General features: G+C 45.9%; 11 protein-coding genes. 6 read left to right on the top strand and 5 right to left on the bottom strand.

The window, feature by feature from the left end:
* Nucleotides 1-63 precede the first annotated feature (63 nt).
* The 4 genes from aptA (at nt 64) to NNL38_RS19470 (ending at nt 4,526) form a co-directional block, all read left to right on the top strand.
* On the top strand, nt 64-1,383 hold the full coding sequence (gene aptA / locus NNL38_RS19455; RefSeq protein WP_255392099.1) for an omega-aminotransferase AptA: 1,320 nt from the start codon (nt 64-66) through the stop codon (nt 1,381-1,383).
* Between the two features lie 16 nt (nt 1,384-1,399).
* On the top strand, nt 1,400-2,893 hold the full coding sequence (locus tag NNL38_RS19460) for a CoA-acylating methylmalonate-semialdehyde dehydrogenase (protein ID WP_255392100.1): 1,494 nt from the start codon (nt 1,400-1,402) through the stop codon (nt 2,891-2,893).
* A gap of 87 nt (nt 2,894-2,980) precedes the next feature.
* The gene (gene dctP, locus NNL38_RS19465) at nt 2,981-3,988 is read left to right on the top strand and encodes a TRAP transporter substrate-binding protein DctP (RefSeq protein ID WP_255392101.1); all 1,008 of its coding nucleotides are present in this window, start codon (nt 2,981-2,983) and stop codon (nt 3,986-3,988) included.
* Between the two features lie 10 nt (nt 3,989-3,998).
* Nucleotides 3,999-4,526 (top strand): TRAP transporter small permease, encoded by a 528-nt coding sequence (locus NNL38_RS19470; RefSeq protein ID WP_255392102.1) that lies wholly within the window; start codon nt 3,999-4,001, stop codon nt 4,524-4,526.
* A 37-nt stretch (nt 4,527-4,563) separates the two neighbouring features.
* Here NNL38_RS19470 and NNL38_RS19475 read toward each other — a convergent pair whose 3' ends face one another.
* Nucleotides 4,564-5,772, bottom strand: a complete 1,209-nt coding sequence (locus NNL38_RS19475) for an IS256 family transposase (RefSeq protein ID WP_255392103.1) — start codon at nt 5,770-5,772, stop codon at nt 4,564-4,566.
* A 72-nt stretch (nt 5,773-5,844) separates the two neighbouring features.
* Here NNL38_RS19475 and NNL38_RS19480 point away from each other — a divergent pair, with 72 nt between their 5' ends.
* Nucleotides 5,845-6,294 carry a TRAP transporter large permease subunit gene (locus NNL38_RS19480; protein WP_255392290.1) on the top strand — a complete coding sequence of 150 codons (450 nt, stop codon included), beginning with the start codon at nt 5,845-5,847 and terminating at the stop codon, nt 6,292-6,294.
* A gap of 373 nt (nt 6,295-6,667) precedes the next feature.
* On the opposite strand, the gene NNL38_RS19485 is transcribed toward NNL38_RS19480, so the two are convergent.
* The 3 genes from NNL38_RS19485 to fes form a co-directional block, all read right to left on the bottom strand.
* Complete coding sequence (locus NNL38_RS19485; protein ID WP_255392104.1) at nt 6,668-7,057, bottom strand: hypothetical protein; 390 nt, start codon at nt 7,055-7,057, stop codon at nt 6,668-6,670.
* A gap of 60 nt (nt 7,058-7,117) precedes the next feature.
* Entirely contained in the window at nt 7,118-7,357 is a 240-nt protein-coding gene (locus NNL38_RS19490; RefSeq protein WP_255392105.1) for a hypothetical protein, read from the bottom strand.
* A 293-nt stretch (nt 7,358-7,650) separates the two neighbouring features.
* Complete coding sequence (gene fes / locus NNL38_RS19495) at nt 7,651-8,985, bottom strand: enterochelin esterase (RefSeq protein WP_255392106.1); 1,335 nt, start codon at nt 8,983-8,985, stop codon at nt 7,651-7,653.
* A gap of 207 nt (nt 8,986-9,192) precedes the next feature.
* On the opposite strand from fes, the gene NNL38_RS19500 reads away from it, so the two are divergent.
* Nucleotides 9,193-11,259: a TonB-dependent receptor gene (locus NNL38_RS19500; protein WP_255392107.1), complete on the top strand. Its 2,067-nt coding sequence runs from the start codon at nt 9,193-9,195 to the stop codon at nt 11,257-11,259.
* A gap of 225 nt (nt 11,260-11,484) precedes the next feature.
* Here the strand turns inward: NNL38_RS19500 and NNL38_RS19505 are convergent, their stop codons facing one another.
* Nucleotides 11,485-12,021 carry an Lrp/AsnC family transcriptional regulator gene (locus NNL38_RS19505; RefSeq protein ID WP_255392108.1) on the bottom strand — a complete coding sequence of 179 codons (537 nt, stop codon included), beginning with the start codon at nt 12,019-12,021 and terminating at the stop codon, nt 11,485-11,487.
* Between the last annotated feature and the right edge of the window lie 11 nt (nt 12,022-12,032).

Genomic DNA, 12,032 nt, shown 5'->3' on the forward strand with positions numbered 1-12,032 from the left:
ATGTTTGTATTTTTGTGGTCTTTGTCCGCGGTACCCATGTAAACAATTAAAAGGAAAAGTTGCATGAACGGAACACTAACCTCAGATAAGCTCAGCGCTTATTGGATGCCATTTACTGCTAATCGGGAATTCAAAAAAAGCCCACGTATCATTACTTCCGCCTCTGGGTGTTATTTCAAAGATGATAAGGGTAGAGATATTTATGATTCTTTATCTGGTCTTTGGACCTGTGGTTTAGGTCATAATAATAAGTATATTAACAAGGCTATTACAAAACAACTTAATACCTTGGATTATGCACCTTCATTCCAGTTCAGTCACAGCTACGCGTTCGATCTAGCAGAGAGAATCGCTAGTCTAATGCCTCATAGACTAGACAAAGTCTTCTTTACCAATGACGGTTCTGAGTCTGTAGATACTGCGCTGAAAATGGCTCGTGCTTACTGGCGTAAGAAGGGGATGGCGAGTAAAACAAAATATATTGGCCGTATCAAAGGATACCACGGTGTCAACTTTGGCGGCGTCAGTGTCGGCGGTATCGTTGGTAACCGCTCTCTATATGGCCAAGGTATCGATTCCGATCATTTATCCCACACTCTCCTCAAAGGTAACGAATTCCAAAAAGGGTTACCTCTCGAAGGTGCCTACTTAGCGGAGGAGTTAAACGATCTGATAGCTCTTCACGATGCGTCAAATATTGCAGCGGTCATCATTGAGCCTGTTGCGGGCTCGGCAGGCGTTCTTCCACCTCCTGTCGGTTACCTGGAGAAAGTGAGAGAAATTTGTACTAAGAACAATATTCTTCTTATTTTTGATGAGGTTATTTGTGCATTTGGTCGTATGGGCTCGTACAGCGCCGCTGAGAAATTTGATGTTACACCGGATATTATGACGACGGCCAAACAGCTTACCAACGGCATCATTCCTATGGGTGCGGTGATCAGCCAGTCTGAAATTTACGACACGTTTATGGAAAACAGTGGTGATGAAGGTGTGATCGAGTTTCCACATGGCTATACATACTCAGCGTCACCTGTCGCTTGTGCTGCAGCAATGGCAACACTCGATGAGATCGAACGCCAAGGCATCATGGAGCGTGTGAATAATTTATCTCCGCTATTCGAAGAGTCCGTCCATTCGCTAAAAGGCTTGCCTTTTGTAAACGATATTCGTAATTACGGTCTGGCTGCAGGGATTACTTTAGAGCACAAAGACAACACTCCTATGAAGCGCCCTTATGACATAGCGATGAGCATGTGGGAGAAAGGTTTTTATGTTCGTTTTGGCGGCGATACCGTTCAGCTTGGGGTTCCATTTATCACCACACCAAAAGAAGTGGATCTCTTAGTGAACGCACTTGGCGAAAGTATTGAAAATAGTTAATAGAAAGGAAGTAACAATGAATATTATAGGTCACTACATCAATGGTCGCGTGGTCGAAACCGGCGAGAATTTTCTGGACGTTGATTGCCCTTCAACAGGTGAAATCGAATCGAAACTTGCTATGGCTGATAAGGCGTTAGTTTATGAAGTTATTAATGTTGCTCAAAAAGCACAAGAAGACTGGCGTAAAACTCCCCCGGCTAAGCGCGCTCAAATCTTTGCCAGATTCAAAACTCTGGTTGAAAACAACTCAGAAAAACTTTGTGAATTAATTGGTAAAGAACACGGTAAGATCAGCCATGACGCTATGGGTGAATTGATTCGTGGTATCGAGAACATTGAATATGCTGCGGGTATTCCAGAGCTTTTGAAAGGGGAATTCACGAAAGATGTAGGAGGTAAAATTGACTCTTGGAGTCAGTTTGAGCCATTAGGTGTCGTGGTTGGTATCACGCCATTTAACTTCCCAGCCATGGTACCACTGTGGATGTACCCGATGGCGATTGCTTGTGGGAACAGTTTCATCCTGAAACCTTCAGAGCGCGTGCCATCTGCACAGCTGTTTCTTGCTGGCCTCTTGCAAAAAGCTGGTTTACCCGATGGTGTATTCAACATTATTAATGGTGATAAAGAAGTAGTTGATGCGCTTCTTCAAGACGACCGAGTGGAAGCAGTAAGTTTTGTCGGTTCAACACCTATCGCACAGTATGTCTACCAAGAGGCTGCACGATACGGTAAGCGCTGTCAGGCGTTAGGTGGTGCGAAGAACCACGCTATTGTAATGCCTGACGCAGATTTAGATAACGCGGTGGATCAACTGATTGGTGCTGCATTTGGCTCATCTGGCGAGCGCTGTATGGCACTTTCTGTTGCAGTCGCTGTGGGCGATGATGTCGCAGATGCGCTGATTGCTAAGCTAACCGAGCAAATGAAATCCATTAAGGTTGGTCACTACTCAGACAAAGCTAATAGCTTTGGTGCCGTTATCAGCCAAGAGCATAAAGAGCGTATTGAGGCTCACATCTCTTCAGCGGTAGAGCAGGGAGCTCGTCTTGTTGTTGATGGCCGCGATATCCAAGTTCCACCATCCTGCGAGAACGGCTACTACATTGGTGCAACACTGATCGATAACGTAACGGCGGAAATGACCAGCTACCAAGCAGAGATCTTTGGTCCAGTACTACAAGTTGTTCGCGTCGATTCCATGGAAGAAGCTGTCACTCTGATTAACGACAACATGTACGGTAATGGTACTTGTCTATTTACTCGTGATGGTGAAGCAGCGCGTTACTTTAGCGATGAGATCAAAGTCGGCATGGTCGGTATCAACATTCCTCTACCAGTACCTGTCGCTTACCACAGCTTTGGTGGTTGGAAACAATCTCGTTTTGGTGACCTTTGTATTTACGGGCCAGATGCCGTTCGTTTCTACACAGACCGTAAAACAATCACTCAACGTTGGCCATCATCTGGTGTGCGTGAAGGTATCAAGTACTCTTTCCCTAGTTAATGGCTTCTAAGCGTTATTCTCTTTCCGAATAAAACTATCAACGGCTTAGCCATCTGTTAAGCCGTTTGCTAAACAAGGAAGAAAAACATGGAAATAAATCAACTAATAAAAGCAGTTGTCCTCACATCGGTCAGTTCTTGCGTTGCATTCAATGCGGCAGCAGAGCGCTTTATCTTAGCGCAAGCATACCCAACGGATCATGTCTTTAACTTTGCTGCAGAAACTTTTATGGGGGAACTTGAGGCGACTGGATCGGAATATATTCCTCAATACCATTCAGGTGGTGATCTGGGTGATTGGCAATCTCAATTTGAGCAAGCAGTGGATGGCGTAATTCCAGTTACTATTTCGTTTGGAGCTTCAGAATTTGACAAGCGCCTTGATCTGACTTGGTTAGGTTATGTTGCTGACGATTGGGATAGTGCAAAAGAAATATATGGTCAAGAAGGTGGAATGCTCGACATCTATAACGATATCTTTGAAGATATCGGTCTTCACGCGTTGGGCATTGTACCAACAGGCTTCGGTTCAATGGCAATTCGAAAAGGTGTGGGCAAAGTACCAGTTGCATTCCCAGAAGATACGAAAGGTCTAAAAATTCGTACGGTCGATGTGCCCATCGCGGTAGAGCGTTTTTCCGACTGGGGCTTCTCAGCAGTCCCTATGCCATATGGTGAGCTATATACATCTCTACAACTCGGCGTAATCGATGGTCGGGGGTTTGGTCCTTCAATCGAAATCTGGCAGATGCGTGACGTTCTTGAAACTTACATCCTAACCAAAGATTACTTTGAACAGGGATATTTCCTGGTGAACAAAGAGTGGTGGGAGGATCTACCTGCTGAAGAGCGTGTGAAAATGCAAGAAGCTGCAAAAAATACGATGCGAATCGTTTGGGAAAAAGCAGAAAATATAGATGCTGATTATCTAGAAAAAGTAAAAGATGCAGGTATTAACGTCGTATCTCTTAGTGATGATCAAATGGATAAAGCGAAAGCAAGCATCTATGCCAACGAGTGGCCAAACATGGAAAAGACGGTTGGTAAAGACATTATGGATCAAGTTTACACTGTTTCTGGTGTGAAGAAGCAGTAGTGAGGTAATTATGAATGACTCTCTTGTGCATCATGATGCGCCCGCTTTTTATAGTGTGTGTGACTTTCTAGAAATTCTGCTTCGATTTGTAATGATTAGCTCAGTAATATCGCTTTCATTATTGATGTTCTTTCAAGTTATTTTGAGGTATGTGTTCGATTCACCTTTTACCGGTATAGAAGAAGTAGCATTGTTGCTCGGAGTGTGGGTTTACTTTTCAGGTATGGCTTATGTGACAAAAACCAAGGAACATATCACAGGAGGAGTTATTCACCTTTTAGTGAAGAAACAAAAGCATATTGAATATATCAAGTTGTTTGGTTATGTTGTCTCTTTGGTTGCCCTTTTGTTCTTCTCTTACTTAGCCATTGAATATGTATTGAAAATATATGATAGAGGTAGATTAAGTACTAATCTTGGTTGGCCTCGTTGGGTCTGGTTTTCCTCAATGATCTTCGGGTTTATCATTTCATCATTGTATTTAACGTTGGATATTTTTAGAGACCTACGAGAAGTATATAAACAGGAGGATAAATAATGGGACCCTGTAAATAATTCTGTGTAACTGCTCTGGGTTACAAGTATTCAGTTAATCGGTCTTCGAACATAATCATAAAGCGGTTCAGGGCTTGCCGCCAGTTTCTAATTGGCATCGTCCATTTCTTGGAGGCATCCTGGATCGCCAGATAGATAACTTTTCTCGCTGATTCATCGGTCGGGAACAACTTGCGCTTTTTAATCGCTTTCCTGATGACGCTGTTGAGTGATTCAATCGCGTTGGTCGTATAAATCGCTTTTCGTATGTCCTGTGGATAGTTGAACAGAGTATTCAGGTTATCCCAATGAGCTGTCCAAGAACGGCTGATTTGAGGGTATTTGGCGTCCCATTTATCAGAGAAACGCTCAAGCGCTAATAAGGCTTCATCCTCGGTTGCTGACTGGTAGATTTGCTTAAGGTCAGCCGTCACTGCTTTGTAGTCCTTCCACGGTACGTATTTAACCGAATTTCGTACCATGTGCACGATGCATAGCTGGATTTGGGTTTCAGGGAACACGGAGTTGATGGCATCGGGAAAGCCCTTCAAGCCATCGACACAAGCGATAAGGATGTCTTTGACTCCGCGGTTTTGCAGCTCAGTCAGGACATTGAGCCAGAATTTGGCACCTTCAGTTTCGGAGAGCCACATCCCCAGCAACTCTTTCTGGCCCTCTAAATTGACGCCTAGAGCGAGGTACACGGACTTGTTTATTACCTGCTTATCCTGACGAACTTTGACCACGATACAGTCCAGATAAACGATAGGATAAACCTCATCGAGAGGGCGAGATTGCCACTCGACAACTTGTTCTAAGACAGCATCAGTGACCTTGGAAATGAGTGTTGGCGAGACGTCGGCGTCATACATTTCTTTGAAAGTGGCGACAATTTCGCGTGTCGTCATCCCCTTGGCGTACAGGCTTAAAATCTTGTCATCCATTGACTGAAAGCGGGTTTGATGCTTTTTAACGAGCTTGGGTTCAAAGCTGGCGTGACGGTCACGTGGCGTATCGATTGAGACCTGGCCGTCATCAGTAATGAGCGTTTTGCTGGAGTAGCCATTACGACAGTTTGTCGACGGGTGTTCAGCGTTTTTGTCATAACCAAGGTGCTCGTCTAATTCAGCATTGAGCGCAGTTTCAACGGTCACCTTGGTTAGCATTTGGCGAAAGTCGTTGAGGTCACTTTCCGTCTTGATGGACTTCGCTGCTTCACGAGCAAGCGCTTCGAGTTGTTTTTTATCCATGAGCCTATCCTTAGCCATTACTGGCTTTAATAATAGGCAATTACACGAAGTTATTTACAGTCTCGATCAATTATCGCGGTTCTGTTCTTTCTATTTGTGATGAGCCGGGCGATGGTATTTCAACAAATACCGAACCAAATTGCTGACGTACTACTACAGATCAGTGAAGATAAACTTGTTTTACTGCTTCTCATTAATCTTCTATTAGTGTTGATTGGGATGATTGTTGATGATATATCAGGCAGTATTCTGGCTGCCGTAATATTCTTACCAATAATAAAAGCATTAGGAGTAGATCCTATTCACTTTGCTGCGATTGTTGGTGTGAACTTAGGGCTTGGTAATATTTCTCCTCCTTGTGCCCCAATGCTATTTATGGCCGGTGGCGTTGCTAAGTTGCCATTAGATAAATATATCAAGCCAACGATGAAGCTCATCTTGTGTGGTCACCTCCCAATGGTTCTGATAGTGACATTTATTCCTCAACTATCACTTTATTTACCTAACTTATTATTATCATAGATCAGATTGACCGTTTTTGCGTAAATCGAACCTTAGAGAATATAATTCGAGTTTCATTTGGTACAGAGAACACGTCTTGTAAACTGCCCCTAACTTGCTACACACATAATGCCAGGTATTCCCATGGCGTTCCAACTCGAAAACCCTGTTATCGCGCTTAGTACCGCTCGCTTAACAGCGAGTGGTTCTTTTTCGATGAGGGTTACGGGCAGGGCGACCACATGAGTTAATTTTTTGTTTCGGTCGCGGTAGGATTACCATTCTTGTTGCTTCAGATAAGGTGTGGTATTCAAAACCACACCTTATCGCCCAACATTGCATTCCATAAAGCGCAGACGCTGCCTTGGCTGCCAATGACGCTCGTGTTGCCTTGCTAGGCCGTGGACCGGGTTGCGGACAAGTCAAATCTGCAGCGCCATTCGACGCCGGCCAGAACGGTGACGAATAAAGCCTCAGACAAAATGAACAAAATACCGAGCAGACTTGCACTATCCATGAATCGATAAACGAGGAATAAACAAGTCAACGCCCAAAAACAATTGCCGAATACCAGTACCTGAATCTTTCGTAGCGAGACTTTCCGGCTCATCGCAAGGCTCGACGAATAGAGACCATAGAGTAAATTCGCGCTCGCCAGAAAGAGCACAACCTTTTCCGGCATGCTGTAAATTTCACCAACAAACGAATGAAAGCTGATTAATATAGACCCGACAAACAGCGCGGCAAGGCCATCGATCCATAAGACTTTATCCATCCACTTCACTGGGTGTTCTCCTCTGTCAGCCGAATGAGGCGGACTCTCCGCATCACACATTTCAAACAATCAACCCAGCCCTGCTTTCGCTCGGGCAATAGCCGCTGTAATGGCTGCCTTGGCTTGGGGGCTATTCTTCCAGCACGTGGTTCGCAGCATGGAAGCCACCATTTCAGCAATGTCATCCGCCTGATACGTGGCTAAATCAGACAAGGTGTCGATGCCAATTTCCTCGAACCTTTTCAGGACGGTAGGGCCCACCCCTTTCACTGCCAGCAGTGCTTCTCTTTCGGAATCCGAAAACGCCATTTTTCCTCCTTAAAAAACTGATCAAGTGACAAGCGCCATGCGATCAGATGTTGCCGCACCGGATCTGCCAGACGGTGGTTGAACGCCACTGCATCCTGGCATCATCTTTCATTGACTTTAATTTAGCCAGATCGGGGTTCAACATCTGCGGTATCGATCGCCAAGGCAAGGCCTTGGTCCACAAGTATCCACACGATCAAAATCCTGCAAAGTTTTGTCGACATCCGACCTTACGGCCATGTGGTCTCGTGCAGCCAGTCCGTTCTTTCACCAAACCTTCGTCAATAACCGAATCAACCAACCCATTCGGATGCTGATTCAGATTCACGATTAAAAACATAAGACAGCCCATCGATGATGCCCCCCCGCCAACATAAGCGTTCATGGCCGCCATCAAAGACTCTGTATTGAATTCGGTGTTGCTGCGAGACCAGCTGGTTGTACATATCCCGACTCAGGTCGATCATGATGTCTTCACCACTCCCCACTTCTAAAAAGAGGTTTAAGCGCACGTTCGCGCCAAGCCCAACGTGTACCTGACGACTCATGTCGCTGATTAAATCAGAGGGGTAAGGGGGAGAATAATCGCTCGGCAGTTTCACCAGAGAAAAGTCAGGCCACCAGAATGAGCCCGACTGGCACACAACGGCACCAAAGCGCTCCGGCCAGTGAAGCGCGGCGTACATGGCCGCTAATCCACCCAGGCTCTGCCCGACAATGGCGGTTTGCCTGGGATCTTGAGTCACCGGAAAATAGTCAGAAACCCGCGGCAGCAGTTCAGTGATCACCGCCTGCCAGAATATGGGATTACAACTTAAATCCTCACTGCGCTGACGGACATTGACTTCATCGACCAGCACATAAATTGCTTCGGGCAATTTTCCATGTTGCGTAGCCTGTGACAGCGCATCATAGATCGGTAACGATTGAGACCAAAAACGGCCATCAAGGATCAGCACCAGAGGCAAATGACGGCACGCTGTTGTTAAATTCGTAGAATAAAGCCATATCTCGCGGGTGCTGTTTAATCGTTGGCTCTGCCAACGGAATGTGAGATCGGCACTGGCCCGGCATTGCCCGCACAAACCATCAAAGCTTTGCCATTCGGGTTGCGGCAGGGCATTTGGCATCTGTAAAGGGGTCTTATTTTTCCCCCACTCGCAGTTGTTTAAATTTTTCCGGCTGAATTCATCACGACAACTTAGTGGAAAAATCGTCCGCAGCCATTGCCGGTGCTGGACTCTCTTCGCTTCAGCACTTCCTGTGTATTTCGGCTGCACCTGCTGCAACGTAACCGGAATAAATGAATAGCCCCCACGCCAGGTTGGTTTGATGTTGTTGACATAAAACCAGACGTCCGTCCCTTCTAAACGGGTCAGTTTGGCCATATCAAAACTGTGGTGATCGGTCACGCCATTAATGTCGATATAAACTTCTTTGATAGAACACTCATGATTAATCGGAATCTCCCGCCAAAGAAACAGCACCTCACGGTATTCCCCATCATGGGTGAGAATTAATGGCAAACCTTCCGATCGAATCTTTCCCCACCATTGTTCATCACCCACACAACAGTTTTTACGGGCAAGAAAAGAAAGTATTCCTGAAAGGGATTTATCGGTTTGCATTAGGCTTTTTCCAGTAAATATCATGATTCTGGCTCATTGAACGCGTGCTCATTTTCAAAAATGGAAATCAGTTAACATAAAATCCCCCGAACTTAGTTGCAAATAAAAATAATTATCATTAGCATCATCGTCGCGTTAAATTTTGCATAACTGTGACTACAACTTCAAATGTTTTTCTTCATTTTGTAATTAAGGATTTATTCGGTCATGAAGCCCATGGATTTAAGCAGTCGTATTTCTATCAGTCATACCCACAAAACCAAACTTGCCACACTCATCAGCATTATTTGTCTCGGCACCAGCATGTCTGCCTCTGCCAGTGAGCAAGACAACAATAAGAACATGGAAACGATTGTTGTGACCGGTGAAAGGCTGGGGGGCACGCTCGCGGAAAATACCAGCTCGGTGACCGTATTCACGGAAGAAGCGGATAATGGTGAAGACCGAACCTACTACGACTTGCTGGATCGCGTCCCGAATGTCCTGAATGCCCCTTCGGGGATCCCGCATATTCGGGGTGTCGACGGACGCGGTGCGGGTGAAGGATTCCTGAGCTATATGACCGGTGCAACGCCCCGTGTGAACACAACGGTGGATGGTGTTGCCGAGTCCTGGACCGGTGAGGCCTTCGGCAAAGCCGGGCTTTGGGACACTGAGCAAGTCGAAATTTATAAAGGCCCTCAGTCAACGAACCAGGGTCGGAACAGTATTAGTGGTGCCGTGGTCATCAAGACCAAGGATCCAACCTTCTACACCGAAAGCAAAGTTCGCGCCGGCTATGAAAATGAAGATGATAAATACCATCTGGCAGGCATGGTTTCAGCTCCGATTGTCGACGAGAAACTCGCTTTCCGCCTGGCCGCGGAAGGAACCAAGGGCAACACCCCGATAAAATACTCGTTGCCGAACAACGACCAGTATCCTTGGGATCCGTCTGACATTGAATCCTACAATGTTCGAGGCAAGTTGTTATTGAGACCTTGGGGGAATGACAAGCTCACCGCAAAACTGACACTCGGCAGCCGAAATGAAGAAGGCCAGTATACCAATCTGGTATCAGCGAAAGACTCTTTAGAATATACCGACAAAAATGGTACACGTCGTCAGGAAACCAATAGTTGGAACATCAATTTCGATGTCGCTTACCTGATTAACGACGAGCTGGCTTTGGATGTATTGCTGGCCAAACGTTATTACTCAACCGAATTTGAGTCATACCCACTGGTGGACTGGTGGGGTGACGTCGACGAAGACAATTATACCGCTGAAGCCAAGCTTTCGTATGACTCGCTCGATGACAAATACAAAGTCGTTGTCGGCATCAGCAGCTTCTTCAAAGATCAGGATACCCAAACGGACTCATTAACGCGTAAAGACGAAGTACAGACTCACGCGATCTACTTTGATTCTAAAGTCAAACTCACCGACCGTTGGGGGCTCTTGCTTGGCGCGCGTTATGAGCATGATGAACTCAAACGTGATTTCGACCATGTAAACCCCTCGCTCGATTTTAACGCAGATGAAGACAATAACATTCTGCTGCCGAAAGTCGGGGTGACGTATGACATCTCTGACACGTCAATGCTTGGCTTAACGGCACGTAAGGGGTATAACGCCGGCGGCCTGGGTTATAACAGATTCAAAGAAGAGGTGTTTGTCTTTGAGCAAGAAGAAGTGTGGACCTATGAGCTCAGCTCCCGCTCAACCTTCATGAACAATAAACTAGGGCTCACCGCCAACATCTTCTATAACGACTATGAAAACTACCAAACCGTCGTTGATGGTGACAGTGGTGAGCGTGGAGATACTTTCATTGCCAACATTCCGGAAGGCCAGACTTACGGTACAGAAGTCGAAACGACGTACTGGTTTGATTCCGGCCTGGATATTTTTGCCTTTGTCGGTCTGTTAAAAACCGAAATCAACGAAAGTCCAGCAAGAACCCTTGGGGATCTCAAAGGCAACGAGTTTAGCTATGCGCCGAAACTTTCTGCCGGACTTGGCTTCACCCAACACTTCGATTCCGGTCTGTTCTTCGGCGCGCGTGCCAATCACGTAACGGACTACTATACGGATCTGGAGAATGATGAAAGCAAGACCGCAGGCGATTATACGGTGCTCAACCTCAACGCGGGTTATGCCGGTGATAACCTGACGGTTCGCGCATACGTTAAGAATGCTGCGGATACCGATTACGTCCTTCGTCAAAAGCACCGCATGTTTGAAGTTGGCGGACCACGGACCATGGGTATCGTTGCTGATTATCAATTTTAACCCACTTTTACCTGGCACCGACTTATTGCCAGGCAATGGTTTCAGTTAAAATCAATCAGGGCAATTTTATCTTCCTCGAAGACCCGGTTATGAATGGGATTCGTTGAAATAAAATTGCCCTGTTCTTCACTCACTCAAAATACGGTTGTCAATCGCTACTTATTCCGCCATTCAATAAGCGGCCAACGTGGTTCAAAATGACAGAAAATAATTGTGTAAGCGCCGCTAAAGTACATTCAATGTGGCCTTAACACGGTCCAGCACCACAATGGTTCTAAACCATTTCACATTCGCATTACTGTGAAACAAATTATCGCAAATCTCCTGAAAACGCTGCATATTCGGCACCAGCAGCACCAGCATGAAATCTGCCTCGCCCGTGACATAGTAGCATTGCTGAATTTCCGGCCCAGAGAAGCTTTCTTTTAAGGCCTGAAGATCGTGTATGTGCGTTTTCTCGGCCTGAACTTCCACCAGGACAGTGATGACCTGATCAAGCTTATTCGGATCCAGAACCGCAACGTTCGCTTGAATATAACCGTTCTCTTTGAGTTTTTGGATGCGCCGCTGCACTGAGGCGGTCGACAGGTGAACAGCTTCAGCGAGTTCGCGTAAGGGCGTCTGGCAGTTCTGCTGCAACAACTCCAACAGGGCGTAATCATATTTATCCAGTGACATATGCAGTCCGTGCGAGAAATTTTCTCGCTTACCGTATGTTTTTAGAGCACCTTTATCAAGGGATACGCAATAAAATACTGTCATCTAAACATTTA

Source organism: Photobacterium atrarenae, assembly GCF_024380015.1.
GTDB classification, from domain to species: Bacteria; Pseudomonadota; Gammaproteobacteria; order Enterobacterales; family Vibrionaceae; genus Photobacterium; species Photobacterium atrarenae.

Bases quoted from the DNA above. Each gene is read 5' to 3' on its own strand.
- aptA (WP_255392099.1), top strand. From the start codon at position 64: ATGAACGGAACACTAACCTCAGATAAGCTCAGCGCTTATTGGATGCCA.
- NNL38_RS19460 (WP_255392100.1), top strand. From the start codon at position 1,400: ATGAATATTATAGGTCACTACATCAATGGTCGCGTGGTCGAAACCGGC.
- dctP (WP_255392101.1), top strand. From the start codon at position 2,981: ATGGAAATAAATCAACTAATAAAAGCAGTTGTCCTCACATCGGTCAGT.
- NNL38_RS19470 (WP_255392102.1), top strand. From the start codon at position 3,999: ATGAATGACTCTCTTGTGCATCATGATGCGCCCGCTTTTTATAGTGTG.
- NNL38_RS19475 (WP_255392103.1), bottom strand. From the start codon at position 5,772: ATGGATAAAAAACAACTCGAAGCGCTTGCTCGTGAAGCAGCGAAGTCC.
- NNL38_RS19490 (WP_255392105.1), bottom strand. From the start codon at position 7,357: ATGGCGTTTTCGGATTCCGAAAGAGAAGCACTGCTGGCAGTGAAAGGG.
- fes (WP_255392106.1), bottom strand. From the start codon at position 8,985: ATGCAAACCGATAAATCCCTTTCAGGAATACTTTCTTTTCTTGCCCGT.
- NNL38_RS19500 (WP_255392107.1), top strand. From the start codon at position 9,193: ATGAAGCCCATGGATTTAAGCAGTCGTATTTCTATCAGTCATACCCAC.
- NNL38_RS19505 (WP_255392108.1), bottom strand. From the start codon at position 12,021: ATGACAGTATTTTATTGCGTATCCCTTGATAAAGGTGCTCTAAAAACA.